Annotated in this window: 20 protein-coding genes; 9 read left to right on the top strand and 11 right to left on the bottom strand. The window is 59.9% G+C overall.

Features of this window, described 5'->3' with window-relative positions:
• Positions 1 to 32: 32 nt before the first annotated feature.
• From PspS35_RS03700 to PspS35_RS03660, 9 genes are all read left to right on the top strand, one after another.
• Positions 33 to 395: a hypothetical protein gene (locus PspS35_RS03700; protein WP_159932833.1), complete on the top strand. Its 363-nt coding sequence runs from the start codon at positions 33 to 35 to the stop codon at positions 393 to 395.
• A gap of 7 nt (positions 396 to 402) precedes the next feature.
• Positions 403 to 1,188, top strand: coding sequence for a type III secretion inner membrane ring lipoprotein SctJ (sctJ, locus tag PspS35_RS03695; protein WP_159932832.1), 786 nt, complete (start codon positions 403 to 405; stop codon positions 1,186 to 1,188).
• Positions 1,181 to 1,729, top strand: coding sequence for a type III secretion protein (locus PspS35_RS03690; RefSeq protein WP_238785979.1), 549 nt, complete (start codon positions 1,181 to 1,183; stop codon positions 1,727 to 1,729). Before sctJ ends, PspS35_RS03690 begins: the two co-directional genes overlap by 8 nt.
• A gap of 11 nt (positions 1,730 to 1,740) precedes the next feature.
• On the top strand, positions 1,741 to 2,319 hold the full coding sequence (sctL, locus tag PspS35_RS03685) for a type III secretion system stator protein SctL (RefSeq protein ID WP_159937975.1): 579 nt from the start codon (positions 1,741 to 1,743) through the stop codon (positions 2,317 to 2,319).
• Positions 2,320 to 2,394: 75 nt separating this feature from the next.
• Positions 2,395 to 2,613 (top strand): hypothetical protein, encoded by a 219-nt coding sequence (locus tag PspS35_RS03680; RefSeq protein WP_159932831.1) that lies wholly within the window; start codon positions 2,395 to 2,397, stop codon positions 2,611 to 2,613.
• A complete protein-coding gene (locus PspS35_RS03675) occupies positions 2,594 to 3,007 on the top strand; it encodes a type III secretion protein (protein ID WP_238785977.1) in 414 nt (137 codons plus the stop codon). Before PspS35_RS03680 ends, PspS35_RS03675 begins: the two co-directional genes overlap by 20 nt.
• Positions 3,008 to 3,024: 17 nt before the next feature.
• Positions 3,025 to 5,169, top strand: coding sequence for a type III secretion system outer membrane ring subunit SctC (sctC, locus tag PspS35_RS03670; protein WP_159932830.1), 2,145 nt, complete (start codon positions 3,025 to 3,027; stop codon positions 5,167 to 5,169).
• On the top strand, positions 5,166 to 5,369 hold the full coding sequence (gene hrpT / locus PspS35_RS03665; RefSeq protein ID WP_159932829.1) for an HrpT family type III secretion system protein: 204 nt from the start codon (positions 5,166 to 5,168) through the stop codon (positions 5,367 to 5,369). The genes sctC and hrpT overlap by 4 nt, the downstream gene beginning before the upstream one ends.
• Complete coding sequence (locus PspS35_RS03660; RefSeq protein ID WP_159932828.1) at positions 5,366 to 5,677, top strand: transcriptional regulator; 312 nt, start codon at positions 5,366 to 5,368, stop codon at positions 5,675 to 5,677. Before hrpT ends, PspS35_RS03660 begins: the two co-directional genes overlap by 4 nt.
• Here PspS35_RS03660 and sctU read toward each other — a convergent pair.
• Genes sctU through sctW form a run of 11 tightly spaced genes read right to left on the bottom strand, consistent with a single transcriptional unit; the run spans position 5,663 to position 15,766 of the window.
• Positions 5,663 to 6,760, bottom strand: a complete 1,098-nt coding sequence (gene sctU, locus PspS35_RS03655) for a type III secretion system export apparatus subunit SctU (protein WP_159932827.1) — start codon at positions 6,758 to 6,760, stop codon at positions 5,663 to 5,665. The two genes, PspS35_RS03660 and sctU, sit on opposite strands and share 15 nt — an antisense overlap.
• Positions 6,757 to 7,545 (bottom strand): type III secretion system export apparatus subunit SctT, encoded by a 789-nt coding sequence (gene sctT, locus PspS35_RS03650; protein WP_159932826.1) that lies wholly within the window; start codon positions 7,543 to 7,545, stop codon positions 6,757 to 6,759. The genes sctU and sctT overlap by 4 nt, the downstream gene beginning before the upstream one ends.
• 9 nt (positions 7,546 to 7,554) lie before the next feature.
• On the bottom strand, positions 7,555 to 7,818 hold the full coding sequence (gene sctS, locus PspS35_RS03645; protein ID WP_159932825.1) for a type III secretion system export apparatus subunit SctS: 264 nt from the start codon (positions 7,816 to 7,818) through the stop codon (positions 7,555 to 7,557).
• A gap of 7 nt (positions 7,819 to 7,825) precedes the next feature.
• Positions 7,826 to 8,479 (bottom strand): type III secretion system export apparatus subunit SctR, encoded by a 654-nt coding sequence (sctR, locus tag PspS35_RS03640; RefSeq protein WP_159932824.1) that lies wholly within the window; start codon positions 8,477 to 8,479, stop codon positions 7,826 to 7,828.
• The gene (locus PspS35_RS03635) at positions 8,476 to 9,492 is read right to left on the bottom strand and encodes a FliM/FliN family flagellar motor switch protein (protein WP_238785975.1); all 1,017 of its coding nucleotides are present in this window, start codon (positions 9,490 to 9,492) and stop codon (positions 8,476 to 8,478) included. Before PspS35_RS03635 ends, sctR begins: the two co-directional genes overlap by 4 nt.
• Before the next feature lie 11 nt (positions 9,493 to 9,503).
• Positions 9,504 to 9,950: a type III secretion system HrpP C-terminal domain-containing protein gene (locus PspS35_RS03630; protein WP_159932822.1), complete on the bottom strand. Its 447-nt coding sequence runs from the start codon at positions 9,948 to 9,950 to the stop codon at positions 9,504 to 9,506.
• A complete protein-coding gene (locus tag PspS35_RS03625; RefSeq protein WP_159932821.1) occupies positions 9,947 to 10,360 on the bottom strand; it encodes a YscO family type III secretion system apparatus protein in 414 nt (137 codons plus the stop codon). Before PspS35_RS03625 ends, PspS35_RS03630 begins: the two co-directional genes overlap by 4 nt.
• Positions 10,347 to 11,705: a FliI/YscN family ATPase gene (locus PspS35_RS03620; protein WP_159932820.1), complete on the bottom strand. Its 1,359-nt coding sequence runs from the start codon at positions 11,703 to 11,705 to the stop codon at positions 10,347 to 10,349. Before PspS35_RS03620 ends, PspS35_RS03625 begins: the two co-directional genes overlap by 14 nt.
• The gene (locus PspS35_RS03615; protein WP_174244782.1) at positions 11,702 to 12,601 is read right to left on the bottom strand and encodes an FHA domain-containing protein; all 900 of its coding nucleotides are present in this window, start codon (positions 12,599 to 12,601) and stop codon (positions 11,702 to 11,704) included. The genes PspS35_RS03620 and PspS35_RS03615 overlap by 4 nt, the downstream gene beginning before the upstream one ends.
• Complete coding sequence (gene sctV, locus PspS35_RS03610) at positions 12,594 to 14,699, bottom strand: type III secretion system export apparatus subunit SctV (protein ID WP_159932819.1); 2,106 nt, start codon at positions 14,697 to 14,699, stop codon at positions 12,594 to 12,596. Before sctV ends, PspS35_RS03615 begins: the two co-directional genes overlap by 8 nt.
• Positions 14,696 to 15,766, bottom strand: coding sequence for a type III secretion system gatekeeper subunit SctW (sctW, locus tag PspS35_RS03605; RefSeq protein ID WP_159932818.1), 1,071 nt, complete (start codon positions 15,764 to 15,766; stop codon positions 14,696 to 14,698). Before sctW ends, sctV begins: the two co-directional genes overlap by 4 nt.
• Positions 15,767 to 15,903 lie beyond the last annotated feature (137 nt).

Genomic DNA, 15,903 nt, shown 5'->3' with positions numbered 1-15,903 from the left:
TTCATGCTTTCCACCCCCTGCTGGAGATACCTATGCGCATCAGCACAACAAACCTCTCAGAAGCTGCGACGCCCACCACTAAAACGGAAACGCCCATCACCGTCAACGAGGGTTCAGACGTCAACTTTTTCAATGCGCAGATGAGTCATGGCAAACAACCCAATAACCCGGCGAGTTCAGTATTGATGGATAGTATTGCCGCGCGTTCCACAGAGCTGAATATGATATCGAAAAAAGCCGTTCGAGGGCTTCGGGACTTCAGCCTCAACAAACACAGCAAGGAAGTGCGCGAACTCAGCAAGTCAATCGGCGAATTCCAGCGCGAATTGACTCTTAATGTGAAGATCATCAACAAAACCATACAGTCCGTCGAGAAAATCACCAGCCTCGGGTAAGTAGAACATGCGCCGCTGTCTGATCACCCCGCTACTTCTATCGTCGGCACTGATGCTCGCAGGCTGCAGTGAGAGCGTAGAGCTCCATCGCCAGCTCTCGGAACAAGAGGCCAATGAGGTGATTGCCGAACTGGCCGACAAACAGATCCGCTCGCAGAAAATCCCCGCAAAAGACGGCGTGACCGTTCGCGTGAAGGCCGATGATATAAGCCGGGCGGTCCGCACCCTGGAAGCTGCGGGCCTGCCCAAGGTCGCTCGCTCGACACTGGGCGATATCTTCCGCAAGGAAGGCGTTATCTCCACGCCCCTGGAGGAGCGTGCCCGTTACATCTACGCCTTGTCGCAAGAGCTGGAGGCTACCCTGTCGAATATCGACGGGGTGATCGTCGCACGCGTGCACGTCGTGCTGCCCGAACGGGTGGCGCCGGGCGAACCCGTACAGCCAGCCTCCGCGTCGGTGTTCATCAAGCACGATCCGCGCCTGGACCCTGACAACATACGCCCCCGCGTACGCAGGATGGTCGCCAGCAGCATACCCGGGATGACCACAGCCCTGGACAACACACAAAAACTCACCGTTGTGTTCGTGCCAGCGGCCGCTTACCTGGAGCAACAACAACTGGTGTATTTCGGCCCATTCCTGGTGCCCGAGAACAACCTTGGCTTCTGGCGCACCAGCACCGTGGCGCTACTGAGCACGCTGTTGCTGGGCGCTGCTGGCGTTCTATTCTGGCGCAAGCGGCTAACGCCACGCCAACCGAACGTACCGGCCATCACCGCCATCCATGAGTGAACACCTTGCCTGGGCTCAATGGTGGGCGTGCCCGCTGCGAGGCGCCCATCCCGATTGGCAGGTAGCAGGCGCACCGAGCCTGCCAACGTCGCTGCAGCGCAGTCACCCTGCTCAGGTGAACGCGTTGTTTCAGATTCATCCGTGCCTACCGCCCTTTCCATCGCCGGCCCTGTTGCAGCTGCTGCATGCAACCGGCGAACAACGGGAACTCATGCTGATGCTGATCAAGGGGGTGTATCACGCAAGCCCGGATAGCCTGTTGAGCCAGGAGCAGCAACTGTGGTGCCGGCGCCTGGCCAAGGCATTGGCACCGAGCCCGACCCTGGACGCCAGCGACGACCCCCTGCACTACCTGCGCGCGTGGGTAGAGCCTGCCGTATGGCAGCGACTGCGCCTGAGCTTTGCCCGCGAACGCGTACTTGCGCTCGAGACCCACCCCAGGCTCTCGGACAGTCACAGTCGGTTGAATACACTCTGGCAGGCCGCACTCTGGCGCGTGACCGGTGCCGCGCACGATACCGCTCAACACGCCCTCCCGTGAGAACGCCGACCATGTTTTGCTCACGCAAGATTGAGTTACACAAAGATATCCCTGACCCGCCAACCACCCTGGTCACACGGGAAATGCTGGCTGAATATGCCCAGGCCGGCCGTTTGCTTGAACATGCCCAAGCGCAGGCGAAACTGCTGTTGCAGCAAGCGCAAGCAGATTGCGAAAGCCTGCTGCAGCGCGCCAACGATGAATTCTGGCAGCGCGCCAATGCCCAATTGCACCGCTGGGAGCTGGAGCGTCAAGCGATGTACGACAGCCTGGAACAAACGGCCACGTATGTCACCCAGCAAGCGATTCGCACCGTTCTTGCAGAAGCGCTCCCCACGCAGCGCCTCACTGCACTGCTCAAGAAACTGTTGGACTCCCAAGTGCCCGTGGTGGTGGCGAACCTGCTATGCAACCCGCACGACCGCGAGCAGATAGAGCAATGGCTCATTCAACACAATCAAGTCCCCTGGACGCTGCGCTGCGAGGAGGAACTCCCTCTCCAGACGCTGATCCTCGAGACAGATGAGGGCGGGTTTCACATCGACTGGAACAGCGCAATTGAGACGTTGATGGTGGCTCATCCCCGATAACTTTTCGGCTGTTCAGATGGAACTGGTAACAAATCGCGCACCACCCAGTAACAGCAACCCACTGGAGAGACACCGATGAGTTCTGATTACCGTGCAACAGAAGCAAAAATCAGTAGCCGCATAGCCCTGCTCGAACAAAGCTACGACAAGCCCGACATTGGTGGTGAAGACACCGAGGAACAGTTGAGGGTTCTCTTCGAGACACAGCTAGCGTTATCGGCAGGACTTAATGCGCACAGTACGCTGACAAGCTTCGCGAACTCGAAGGTGAAAATTGCGACCGAAACCCCATAGCTGGCTGGAACAATTGAGCGATTGCTCAAACGGTCGCGAGCAGGAAATAACGTTGATGGAGGGCGACGACCACATCAACGTGCGCAGCAGTGAGCATGGCGTGTTGCTATGCGTCCAACTGACCCGCGATTGCCCGGACCCACGCTCATTAGGTACCTGGTTGCGCATTGGGCAGTCGAGCCTCCTGCACTTCGCCGGCGCGCTTGCCCAGGCGCCCGCATGTGGCCGGCTCTGGCTGCTCCAGCACCTGCCGCACACCTGCAGCCAGGCTGAAGTGCTTGCAACCCTGGAGGCTCTGCTCAACCAACGCGACACCTGGCGTAGGGTAGCCAAGCGTCTGGTGATGCCCGCCAGCAAGCTTTACGTCACGTCATTACGGTCGCTGCCGAACTAAATCCGAGACCCATCATCATGCATAGCAAACTCCACAAGCACAGTCGCTTGCACCTCAGCGCGCGCGTTGCTGCAACACCCCGCACGCCTTGGCGCTACCTGCTGGCCCTGCCCTTCTTGCTGGCACCCTTGTCACAGGCGACGGCCGGCATCCCTCCCGAATGGAAAAACACCGCGTTTGCCTATGAGGCCGAACACAAACCTCTGCGCGATGTGCTGGATGACTTCGCCAAGAGCTTCGGCACACAGTTGCAGATCGAGGGCCTGCTCGATGGCAACGTAAACGGAAAAATCCGCGCCAATACCCCGCAGTCACTGTTGGACAGACTGGGAATGGAGCATCGCTTCCAGTGGTTCCTGTACAACAATACGCTGTACATCAGCGCACTGGACCAACAGGAATCCGCACGCCTGGAGGTTTCCAGCGAAACCGTGGGCGACCTCAAGCAGGCGCTCACTGACATCGGCCTGCTCGACAGCCGCTTCGGTTGGGGGGAGTTGCCCGAGGACGGTGTAGTGCTGGTGTCCGGCCCCAAGCGCTATATCGAACAGATCAAACAGTTCAGCAGCCAGCGTCGCTCGGATGATCAAAAACAGAGTGTGCTGAGCTACCCGCTGAAATTCGCCAACGCAGGCGACCGCCAAATCGATTATCGCGGTCAAAAAATGCTGATTCCCGGCGTGGCAACAATGCTGCGCGGGCTACTAGAACCTCGCTCTTCCTTAGCCACTACAAAAGCCACCCAGCGCCCGGCGGCGAGAGCACCGGCGTTCACGCCGATGGCCCAGGGCTTTCCCTCGTCGAGCAACCCATTACTGAGCCAGATGCTCGCCCCGCCACCCGGTCCGACACCACTCAATCCAGGCGTGTCGGAAACCCGAACCGCGACGGCGTCCAATCGTATTCGGGTCGAGGCCGATTTACGCAACAACGCCGTGATGATCTACGACCTGCCGGAACGCCACGGCATGTACCGCGACCTGATCGCCCAACTCGATATCGCACGCAAACTGGTGGAAATCGACGCGATCATTCTCGATATCGAACGCACCCAACTGCGCGAACTGGGCGTCAACTGGGGTTTCCAGGGCAACAACGTGCGAGGCGGCGTGAACAATACGACGCCGGGCACGGCGTCACAGCTGTCGATCGAAAACAGAGAAGGTTTTTTTGCCGACGTACGCGCACTGGAGGCTCGTGGCCTGGCGACCTTGGTGTCTAACCCATCGGTGCTCACCCTGGAAAACCAACCCGCCGTGATCGACTTCAACCGTACCCAGTACCTGACCGCTGGCAGCGAAGTCGCCTCCATCGTACCCGTGACTGTCGGCACCAGCTTTCAGGTCGTCCCACGGGTCATCACTGCCCGAGGCGGGCACCAGATTCATCTGGCGATCGATATCGAAGACGGTAATTTCGATGAATCCAACCCCAACCGCAGTGGCCCCGATGTGCACAAAGGCGCGGTCAGCACCCAGGCGGTGATGGCAGAAAAGCGCTCCCTGGTGGTCGGCGGTTTCCATGTCACGGAAAACATCGACACGCTCACAAAAGTACCTCTGCTGGGTGATATTCCCTTGCTGGGTAAAGCGCTGTTCTCATTCACCGAGCGCAAGAACAACCGACGCGAGCGGCTGTTTATCCTCACCCCCCGAGTCATCGGCGATCAGGCCGATCCGTCACGCTACCTGCCGCAAGACGACCAGTTGGAGTTGCAAGCCGCAATCAAGCCGCTGGCCCGGCGCATGTCCCCTCAAGCCCCGGAGATCAAACGCAACGACCTGATCCACGCGTTGGCCAGCCTGGTCAGCGGGGAGGTGCCCAAGGCGTTCAAGGCTAAACCGATGCCGCTGGGCGTGAGCACCCTCTGCTCGACCCGTGACATGTTGGCAGTCAGTACCGAGCGCAGCCAGTGGTATGAAGGCCCGCACTTCAACATCGCCGTGGTCATTGTGCGTAACCAGCACGACCGCCACGTGCGTATCGATGAAAAAGAGTGCAGCAACGCCCAGACCCTTGCTGTAACGGCCTGGCCGCGTGCCTGGCTCAAGCCTGGCGAGGAAGCCGAAGTGTTTATTGCCATGCGCCCTGTGGTGAAGGATGAGTACGTCACTGTCCCTCGCCCTTCGTTGATTGTACCTGCCGGGAAACCTGCCCAATGAACCGCATACTCTCCTGCCTGACCTTGACCGGCCTGGCCCTGCTCAGCGTCGGCTGCACCTCCACCTGCAAGGGCGACTCCTGCTCTCGCCCGCAATCGAGCGCCGACAAGATGGTGATCTGGTGGCCGGAACACATGCGTGTGCAGCCCGGCCCAAATGAAGAACGTTCGGACCACCAGACGGTGTCGCTGGAACGATGAACCTTGTCCTGTGCGCTGGCGTTGAGCTACGCCGCTCAAACGCCGGCACGCGGGGCGGCCTGGCCTTGTGTATCAAACCCGAAGCGCAACAAACCGGGCAGCTGCAGCGTCTGTTGCAGCGCCGCTTCGAGCAGGCGGTGGCGTTCGATGGCTGCTTTGTATTCGTGGAGCCCGACGGGACATTGGTGATCTGGCAGGAGCTCACGGCGGCAGGCCCGGCGCTGGGTGAAGTCTCACGCCGTTTGTTGTCGCTGGCCGAGTTCAATGAGTTGGACAGCGAGGGCAGTGATGCCTTAGCGCTGTTCTAGCTCCGGCAGCTCCAGCGTTTCGCGCTTGGCCTCGTCGTCCAGTTCTCGCAACGTGCGATAGATAAGCGCCACGGCCTGCAAGGTCTCGCGCGGGATATTGGCGCCCAGCTTGTTCGTGTACAGCGTACGCGCCAGCCAAACACACTGGATCACAGGTATGTCGGCTGCCTTGGCCCGGTGGATCAACGCGCGCGCGCGAGCATCGGTCCCTTTTTCTACCAGCCGCGGCAACGGCGTTTCTCCCGGTCGGTAGTATAGCGCTACGGCAAAGTGCGTCGGGTTGACCACCAGCATGTCCGCCTCTTCAAGCTTGGGCAGCTTGAGCTTCGGCTCTTCCTGGGCCAACTCATGAGCCAGTTGACGGCGCTGGCGCTTCACGAAAGGATCGCCCTCCATGTCCTTGTACTCCTTGACCACCTCCACCTGAGTCATACGCATACGCTTGGCAAAGAAGTATTTCTGCAGCGTCAGGTCAATGATCGCAAGCACCAACAACAAACCCAGGCATGCGTGCAGCAGATAGCGGAACAGTTCGATCAACGCCGAAATGTAACTCTGTAAATCGCTATTGGCCAGGCTAACCAGCGCACCAAGGGACGGTCCGACCACCACGTACAAAATCGTCGCCAGCAACAACGCCTTGGCCACGCCCATCACCAAGTTCATCACCGACTGTGCGGAGAACATCTGTTTTGCCTGATTGATCGGGTTGAGGCGGTTGAAGTCCGGCTTGAGGGTTTCCGGCGCGAACAGGAAACCAAACTGCATCCAGCCGCTGATCAGCTTTATGACGATGACTAGCGAGGCCATCAGCAAAGAGAAGGCGAGAAACACCCCCAGCGCGTCCATCAGTACCTCTTCCAGCGCCCGTATAAAGGGCTGGTCCATGCGCGACAGAGGCAACGCCAACATTTGTTGAAACCGTTGCATGCTGGGTTCAGCGGTGAATAAGGCGATCTCGCTGATAATCGTCAGCACCAGCAATTTGCCGACGTCCTGGCTTTGAGCGACTTGACCTTTCTTGCGTTGATCGCGCAGTTTTTTCGGCGTCGCGGCATGTTTTTTCTCTCCGGAATCACTCACTGCCGCACCTCCGTAAAGAACAGGCCCAGTGAATGCTTGAGATCCCCCAGCATGCCCATGCGTCCCACGATCAAGTCTTGCAGCAGCGGCAGATACAGCAGCAGAAACGCCAGGCCCGCCAGGCATTTGACCGGCACCGCCAAGCTCGACACCTGTAGTTGCGGGCTGTACAGGCCCAGCAGTGCGACGGCGAATTCCAGCAGTAACAACACGGCTATGAAGGGCGCCGCGTAGAGCATCATGTGGCTCAAGGTATCCCCCAGCAGCCCGAGGAAAACGCTGAAACCTTCGACAGCCGGCTGCGGCCACCACGCCGTGGGTGGCCAGATCAGGTAGCTGTCCCAGATCACTTGGGTCAGCGCACCCAGCCCCAACGTGACCATCAACAGATAAATCGCCAACTGCTTGAACATATGCCCGATAGGCGTGGCATCCGGCCCCAAGGCAGGGTTGAGTTGGCCACCGGTCAGGGCGCCACGCTGGTTATCCAACAAGGCCCCCACCGACTCGAACAACCAAAACGGCATACTCAGCAAAATGCCCAGCAACAGGCCCAGCGCAACTTCCTTGAACAGCAGCCCAACGATCATCAAGGCTGAGTAATCCTGGACGGCCAAGGTCGCATGGATCCCCGGGGCCGGAATCATGGCCATGACCGCCACAATGGTGTGCCTTGGCAGGCCACGGATGTGCGCGAAACAAAACGCTGGCACCAGGAAAGCACACGGGTAGATACGCGCCATGGCAATCAACAGGCTCGGCAAAAACTCAGTGAACGCAAACAACGGATAACCTCAGTTAATTGCCGAACGGGCGACCATGTCGAAGGTCAGGTTTGTCAGTTGGATCAGTTCCATACCGATCCAGCGTCCCGTCAGCGCCAAGGTAATACCCACCGAGACCAACTTGATGCCGAACGGTAGCGTCTGGTCCTGTATCTGCATCAGTGCCTGCACCAGGGACGTCATCACCCCTACGATCACCGCCACCATCAACGGCGGTGCCGACAACAACACCACCAGCAACATGCCCTGCTTGAACAGCATGATCGGGTCCATAGGCGCCTCAGAGATACGAAAGGAACAAGCTGTCGAGCAACCGCGACCACCCGGACACGAGCACGAACAGCAGCAGCTTGAGGGGCAGCGAAATGGTCATCGGCGAGACCATCTGCATGCCCAGCGCCAGCAGCAGGTTTGAAACAATCAGGTCGATGACGATAAAGGGGATATAGATCAAAAACCCGATCTCAAACCCCGCCTGCAACTGCGAGAGCACGTAGGCCGGAATCAGTAGCATCAGGTCGTCACGTTGGGCGCCTTGCGCCATTTCCTCCGGCCACATCCGCGCGGTGCTTTCCAGCAAGTGGGTCAATACGTCCGGGTCGGTGTTTCGGCTCATGAACGTGCGCAACGGCTGGATGGCTCCAAGGCCCGTCTCCTGAAAGGCTTGTACGCTGCTCAGGTCCACGGGGGACTCCTTCACGTTTTGCGCCACCTCATAGCCCACCGGCGCCATGATGAATAGCGTCGCCGCCAAGGCAACGCCATAGAGCGCCATACTCGGGGGCACCTGCTGCACGCCGATGGCATTGCGGGTAATCATCAGCACAATCACGATTTTCAGGAACGAGGTGCACACGATCAGCAACATCGGCATCAACGAGAGCGCACCGATGAACATCGCCAGAAGTAGGGGATCAACCCCCTGTAGCGTCATCGGGAAAAAATCACGCGGGACAACTGCAGGCCCAGCCGCCCGTTCACATCCACCAGTTGCCCTTGGCCAATGGGGCGGTCACCGTAATAGAGCCCGGCCATCCCCGGCGCATACCCCGTAACCCCAAGCACCGCACCCGGCGCCAACTGGCGCAACTCGCCCAACGATAACAGCAGGGCGCCACAGCGTACGCTCAGGGACATGGCCAACTCGTCGAACGGCTCGTGGCCGAACACATCCGCCGACGTCTCGTCCGCTGTCTGCTCTGGCTCGCACCATTCGTAGCTATCGTTCGGTTCTACAAAAACCTCGTCCACATCGGTCTCCTTAATAGAAAAAAGCGTCAGGCGTAGCGCCTCACGATCAACGTCCAGGCGTCCCTCCAAGCGGTATCGACCGAGGGACAGCACACCGTCGCCTTCGGTGTTGAACGCGGGACAATCCATCAGCACCACATCGCCAGGGCGCAGGTTGCACACCTGTGAGACAGGCAATTTCAGGCGCCCCAATATCATCGGCAGCGACAAGCGAAATGAATTCGGCAGCGAATGGGCCAAGGGCTGCCAGGCACCCGCAGCATGCAACGCCAGAAATGTTTCGGGCGCCAATGCCAGGTGGCTGACTGCCCGCGCGTCCCCCAGCGTCACCGTGAGCCGGCAACCAAACGTCAGGGGTTGCGCCGCCTCGACCAGCCGCAGATAGCTGAACAGCGATTGCACCTGGGGGCTAAGCTGGTCCTGGAACAATGCCCAGAACCATGACGCCGGGTCGTTGCAGTGTTCGGCCAGGGTGACTGGGCACTCGCCCAGCAGGTTGAGTACGGGGCCAGGGTCACCCAACGCCAACACACCGCACGCGGTCTCGAAGCACAGTGCGCTGCCCACCTGCGGGGCTGCACCCGGCTCCAACCTCAGTTCACCACGCTGATCCGCCACGCAATACGGCAAAAACAGGCCACGCCCCAGCCGCGTCAAGGCGCAGACCGTGGTGCCATCGATCGGGGGAAGTGCCAACGACCTGAGATTCACAGCGCTGCCAACTGCACATTCACCGAAGGACCAAGGTCACTTGCCAGCCGCTCTTGAACACTGTGGCGCACATCAGCCAGCCAGGCCCGGGTACGCTCTTCTTCGGGGGCCAACTCAATGTTCCAGGCGCCCTGTTGCCGGCTCGCGCAGACATTGATTCGCCCTAGGCGAGGCAGGTAGAACGTTGCGTGCATCGGCCATTGCGCAGTTGCGTGAAGCCTCGGTACCAGTTGCTCGGCAAACGCGTCGACACCACTCGTATCGGCCAACGCCAGCACGCCGTCCGATGCAGACGCAAAGCTGCGCTCCTCGCCGTCGCTGACGGACAAAAAATTCGTAAACAAGCGCCCCTGCTCCAAGGGCGCAGGCCCGTCCTTCGTCACATACTGATCATCACTGGAGGAGCGCTGGCGCTCGGGCTTGCTCGCTGGGATCTGGCTCATGGTGCCTCCTGCGCCAACAGTGCAGATAGCTCATGGAGTTTTTCCACTTGGCGCAGGCATTGGCTGACGTGCTTCTGCGCACGGTCAATCGCGACCACATGGCCCTCTTGCTGGCCTTGCAAGTCATGCACACAGTCACGCTCGCGCTGGGTGTCAGCCGACAACGTATGCTCTTCGGCATTCCAGGCCTTGAGCGCGAGCAAAGAGAGTACTTGGCCTTGGTGCTCGCTCAGCAGTTGCGCCCGTTGTTGCATCTCCTGCTCGCGCGTCAGTGCCAGCCGCTCATTGGCCTGCTCGATCTTGACCAGCAGGGCACGCTGAAGCTGTCGAGCTTCATGCAAAGCGCGCTCGGCACGATCGGCGCGACTCCTGCGCAAGCGTCGCAAGGTGTCGATTTCAGAAAGGGACATACGCAGTCAGCTCCGTCAGTTGGTCTAGGGTGGAGAGCATCGGCGAGGGCTCACGCAAGTCCTGGCGCAGAAAGCGGTCGACCGCCTGGCGACTTTCTACGGCCAGGTCTGTCAGTGCGTCGTTACCGCGCTGGTATTCGCCCAGCTTGAGCATCAGCTCGATCTGCTGGTACGCCGACAACAGACGCCGCAACGCCGTGCCGGCCTGTATGTGAGAGGGTTCGGCCACATTGCTTAAAATCCGCGACAGGCTGGCCAGCACATCCACCGCCGGGTAGTGCCCGCGCTCTGCGAGTTTGCGTGACAGCACAATGTGCCCGTCCAGCAGCGAGCGCACTTCATCGGCCACCGGGTCGCTCATGGAGTCCTGCTCAATCAATACGGTGTAGATGGCTGTGATTGCACCTTCCCGGGTCAGCCCGGCACGTTCGACGAGGCGCGGCAATAAGCTGTAGACCGAAGCTGGCAGGCCGCCACGGCCCAACGGTTCGCCAGCCGCCAAGCCGATTTCACGCTGGGCACGGGCGAAGCGTGTCAATGAGTCAATCAACAACAACACCCGGCGACCCTTGCGGCGAAACCCCTCCGCCAGCGCCGTAGCAGTGAATGCGGCACGCGCCCGCTCCATGCTGGAGCGATCGGATGTCGAACACACCAGCACCGCCTTGGCCCGCAGTTGATCGTCCAGTTCATGGTCGAGAAACTCGCGCAGCTCCCGCCCCCGCTCGCCGATCAAACCAAACACGATCACATCGCACTCCACGTTGCGGGCGATCTCCGCCAGCAATGTGGTCTTGCCACAACCGGCACCGGCGAACAGGCCTACACGCTGGCCTTCACCGAGGGTAAGCAAGCCGTCGATGGAGCGAACCCCCGTCGCCAGCGCATGGGTGATGCGTGGGCGATCAGTGGGCAGCGGTGCCTCGCACAATACGGCGCTCGCTTCGTCGCAATCGTTCTCCACGAATGCACTTGGCCCATTCCCCGCAATCGGCCGGCCGAACCCATCGAGCACCGCTCCCAGTAAATCTTCGCCAACCCGCACGCGGTGGGGCACGCCCAGGCGTTGCACACTGGCCCCGACCTGCACACCTTCAAGGTTGCCGAGCGCACTGAGAATCGCGTCTTGATGATCAAAGCCAATGATCTCGGCGAGCATGCTGCCGCCACCGCCCTTCTCGACGTTGCACAGATCGCCGATGCGCGCATGGGGCAGCCTACATTGCAACAACATGCCGTTGACGCGCTGGATGCGGCCGCGCACTGCCACCGGCGCGAAGTCTGCAAGATGCTGGGTTTCGCGCAGTTGCCAACGCTCCAGGCGCGCCTGTAGATCCAGGCTCACCAACTCACCTCGTACCGCTGCTGCCCGTCGAAGATCACCTTGTTGTTGTCGATGGACACCAGCCGCAAGCCGTCCACCTCATCCCCCAGGAACAACCTTCGCCCCTCTTCCAGCACCACATGCCCGTGGGCGCCACTGACGATTTGCACAATTTTGAACGGTAGTTGGTCATTGCGCTCACGCACCCGGCTGAGCACCGGTACGGGCGTATTGAAACGTTCGGCAAAGCGGTCCAGCATGCGGGCCAGCAAGGCCAGTTCGTCTTCAGACACCAAGCCATTCAGGGTGATCTGCCCGTTGATGACCTGGAGCGTGACCTGGCGGCTCAATTCACGTTCATCCAGCATTTTCATCAACGTCTGACGCACTTCAGACGCCGACGCCAGATCGGTCTTGCCACCGGCAGCAGGCATCAGCGAGGCCTGTGCCTCGCGCTCATCGGTGCTCACCATGCCTATGGCCGCAATCAATATCGCAATCACCAGCAAAATGCCCAACCAGCGCTTTTGAGTCGACTGGGGCAGGCTGCCAAGGGCCAGGTTCGACGGCACATCCGGGCTGGCTACCGGTAATAGCACGACAGGCTCAGGCTCCTGAGGCCACGGCTGATCGGAAAACGCCACGCACAGACGAATACCGCCAATGGAGAACGGTGCGTCGAGGGCCAAGTCGCAAATCTGCGCAACAACCCGACCCTCGCCGTCTTGCACCAGGCCCTCCTCAGCCTGCACCCTCCAGCGCTGCTCGGCCTGATACAACGAGATATGGCGCCCCGCGATGCCTGGGTCGCACAACACCAAATCGGCATCAGCGCTCGCACCGACACTCCACTGCTCACCAAACAAGGGCAAAGCCGCACCTTGGTGCAAGCCATTCAACACACGCAGTTCAAACATGATCAGGCACCACAGCCCCCGGCATCAGACCATCACCGTCCAAGTCAAAACGTCCCAGCACTTTCACCTTGGAGGTGCTGCTCAGTTCGGCAAAAGACAGGACCGGCACATGGTTGAATTCTTCCACCAGCAGGGTTCGCAACGGGCTGCGTAAATCCTGTGCCACCAACAGCACACTCTTGCGCTTGGCACGCAGGCTGAATGCTTGCTTGAGCAGGCCGATCAACGCTGTGCTGTGGTCGTTGTCGAGGGCGAAGAACACGCCGGTCTGGGTCTGGCGCAATGCCTCACGCAAGATGTTTTCGGTCTGCGGCGATAACAGCCAGGCGTGCAAGCCATCGGCTTCACTGTATTGATGGAAGATCTGCGACTTGAGCGCAATGCGCGCGTAGTCGACCAAGGCGTCCGGCTCACGCTCATGCTGGCCGTACTCAATCAGCGACTCCACGATCAAGCGCACCGCGCGCAATGGCACGCCCTCGCTGGCCAGGCGTTGCAATACCGCCGAGAACCGCGACAACGGCATGATGCGTTGCAGCTCCTGTACCAACTCCGGCTGGCTCGTTTCCAGCCAACCGAGGATCGATTTGCTTTCCTGTACACCCAGAAACTGCGGCCCACTCATCATCATTGCGCGCGTCATGCGCTCCAGGATCAGGCTTTGCGCAGTGCACCGCTCCAGGCTTTCATCGCTGAGCAGGGGATGGTCCACCGCCAGCCACACCCAGTCCTCTTCATCGCGAACGGCCTGCCCAAGCACGCCGTCCTCCGGCACCGCTGCGAGTGCCGTCAGCTCGACTGCCAGCCACACCCCAATAGTGGCGTTGAGCACCGGCACTTCATGCACGCAAAAACGCAGTTCATCTTCCGCCAGCGTAGGGTTGAACTCGATCTCAAACGGCGGCAGCGTGAGGCCCAGCTGGGTTACCAGGCCATTGCGGGTCTGGCGAATGCCTTGCACCAGTTCATCGGCCATTTGGCTATCGCGCAGCGTGGCGGGAAACTGCAGCAGGTAGGGTCGCGACGGATCGAAGGTCCGCAAGTCCTCCTTGCCATTTTGCTCGGGTGCGACCGTAGTGGCCGACGCACCTTCGGACTGCTCACGTACTTTACGCGCGTGCGCAAGGTAATAACCGAGCGCGCCGGTCATCAACGAGATGATGATGAAGACGACCGTCGGCATGCCGGGTAACAGGGCGAATGCGAGCATACCCACCGACGCAATCATCCAGCTCTTGGGCTCACTGGTCATTTGCCGGGCAATTTCAGTACCCATGTTCGTCGCACCGCGCCGCCCATCCGGGGCGACACGGGTGATGATCATACCGGCAGTCAAAGAGATCAGCAGAGCAGGGATCTGTGCGATCAAACCGTCGCCAATGGTCAACACCGAATACAGCGACATGGAATCAGCGGCGCTCATTCCGTGCTGAAACATGCCGGTGGAAAAACCACCCAGCAAGTTGATCACCACAATCACCAGACCGGCGATGGCATCGCCTTTAACGAACTTCATCGCCCCGTCCATGGCGCCAAACAGCTGGCTCTCGCGGGACAACTGCTCACGCTTGCTCTGGGCTTGCGCGCCGTCGATCAAGCCCGAGCGCAAGTCGCTGTCGATCGACATCTGCTTGCCGGGCATCGCATCCAGGCTGAAACGCGCCGCCACTTCGGCCACCCGCTCTGAACCCTTGGTGATCACCAGGAAGTTGACGAGGGTGAGGATCATGAATATCACCAGGCCCACCGCCAGATTGCCACCCACGACAAAGTTACCAAAGGCCTCGACGATGTCTCCGGCGTCCTGCTCAAGCAGGATCAAACGTGTGGTGGCGATCGACAACGCCAGACGAAACATCGTCGTCAGCAGCAGGATCGATGGGAACGACGAGAACGCCAGCGGACCGGGAAGGTAGAGAGCAAGCACGATCAGCAAGCATGAAATACAGATGTTGAGCGCAATCAGGATATCCACCAGCCAGGTGGGCAGCGGCACGATAAAAATGAACACGATGGCCATCACCACCACCGCGCCCAACACCTCCGCACGCCTTGCCACCTTGAGCAGAACATTGTTGACTGTTGCCAGTGCGGTCACACCTGGGCCCTCAGCTCAATATTGAACGGCTTGCGAGCTGACTCACAGCGGGTGAACTCATCCATCACCACCAAGAAGTTGTTCAGTGCGTCCTTGCGCCCTTGACTGTCGCGCCACAAGACGACCGGCAGCCTTTGCACCAGGGGGTAAAGGGCATTCAGGGAGACCAGTTGCCGACTGGCACTCTCACCACCAAACTCGCCAGCCAGGCGCAGCACTTCATTTGAAGTCACGCCTGCCGTGGTGTAGCCCAAAAAACGTTGCAACAGGACCACCGCGTCCTGCTCAACCTTGAGCCGCCGGGTCAAATCCTGGCAACCCAACAACACGCCGACCAGATGGCTACAACTTTTCAGCCCCTGCAACAGCGTGCGTAATTGCCCCGTCGGAACCGACGAAACATGCGCGGCAATATCGTCTGCCAACGCACGACTCATCAGCTTGAGCCCGGCCGCAAAGCGCTCGCCACCGAATATCCCCAGCAGCGATTGCATCATCGTCGCCAGGGACTGACGCACCACGACACTGGCGTAATACAACGCACGCACGGCCTCGCGCTCTTGCGGGTCGTCACTGGCCACCTGCAGTGCCTTGGCAATGTTGATACCCGCCCGGATTTCGCGCTCATAGCGCATTTCCAGTTTTACCCGGGCTTCACTCGCCAGTGCCAATTCCTTCTTGCGCATCTCGGCTTCGGCCTGGGCGGCTACGTGGCGAAGTACCACATGGGCACGCGCCGGGTCTCGGCCAGTAAGTTCCAGCAACGCTTCAACGCTGGAGTTCTGCAACAGCAGCAGCCTGACACGCCGAGAGAGGGACTCCAGACTCTCCTGGGCCGGATGCCCAAGCTGCCTGTAAAGCTGCGACATATGCTCCACGGGCGCGACGCGTTGTTTCATCACGCGATTACTCAGTGTCGTGCTGTTGATCGCGACTTCCTGACTGAAAATATTGGCCAGCTCATTAACCCCCGAAGCGATGGGTTTTGCGGGGCGCTTGGCTTTAACGAGGACAGATTTATCCAACTGCCGGACCGTTTGCGCTTCGGGGGTGGATTCAACTTTCATGGGCGTGCCAGGGCAGGAAGAGTGTGTGCTTGTGTGGCAAGCAGTCGCACTACAGTTCCATTCACAACACCCTTGACCAAGGTTTTGAAAAGACCGGCACAAGCCTGGGCCACCTTTTGCAAACCGCTGCACAAAAA

It is taken from the genome of Pseudomonas sp. S35, assembly GCF_009866765.1.
GTDB lineage: Bacteria > Pseudomonadota > Gammaproteobacteria > Pseudomonadales > Pseudomonadaceae > Aquipseudomonas.
The sequence above is the reverse complement of the archived record's forward strand: the minus strand, read 5'-3'. Positions and strand labels throughout refer to the sequence as shown.

Bases quoted from the DNA above. Each gene is read 5' to 3' on its own strand.
- PspS35_RS03700 (WP_159932833.1), top strand. From the start codon at position 33: ATGCGCATCAGCACAACAAACCTCTCAGAAGCTGCGACGCCCACCACT.
- sctJ (WP_159932832.1), top strand. From the start codon at position 403: ATGCGCCGCTGTCTGATCACCCCGCTACTTCTATCGTCGGCACTGATG.
- PspS35_RS03690 (WP_238785979.1), top strand. From the start codon at position 1,181: ATGAGTGAACACCTTGCCTGGGCTCAATGGTGGGCGTGCCCGCTGCGA.
- sctL (WP_159937975.1), top strand. From the start codon at position 1,741: ATGTTTTGCTCACGCAAGATTGAGTTACACAAAGATATCCCTGACCCG.
- PspS35_RS03680 (WP_159932831.1), top strand. From the start codon at position 2,395: ATGAGTTCTGATTACCGTGCAACAGAAGCAAAAATCAGTAGCCGCATA.
- sctC (WP_159932830.1), top strand. From the start codon at position 3,025: ATGCATAGCAAACTCCACAAGCACAGTCGCTTGCACCTCAGCGCGCGC.
- hrpT (WP_159932829.1), top strand. From the start codon at position 5,166: ATGAACCGCATACTCTCCTGCCTGACCTTGACCGGCCTGGCCCTGCTC.
- PspS35_RS03660 (WP_159932828.1), top strand. From the start codon at position 5,366: ATGAACCTTGTCCTGTGCGCTGGCGTTGAGCTACGCCGCTCAAACGCC.
- sctS (WP_159932825.1), bottom strand. From the start codon at position 7,818: ATGGACCCGATCATGCTGTTCAAGCAGGGCATGTTGCTGGTGGTGTTG.
- sctR (WP_159932824.1), bottom strand. From the start codon at position 8,479: ATGACGCTACAGGGGGTTGATCCCCTACTTCTGGCGATGTTCATCGGT.
- PspS35_RS03630 (WP_159932822.1), bottom strand. From the start codon at position 9,950: ATGAGCCAGATCCCAGCGAGCAAGCCCGAGCGCCAGCGCTCCTCCAGT.
- PspS35_RS03625 (WP_159932821.1), bottom strand. From the start codon at position 10,360: ATGTCCCTTTCTGAAATCGACACCTTGCGACGCTTGCGCAGGAGTCGC.
- PspS35_RS03615 (WP_174244782.1), bottom strand. From the start codon at position 12,601: ATGTTTGAACTGCGTGTGTTGAATGGCTTGCACCAAGGTGCGGCTTTG.
- sctW (WP_159932818.1), bottom strand. From the start codon at position 15,766: ATGAAAGTTGAATCCACCCCCGAAGCGCAAACGGTCCGGCAGTTGGAT.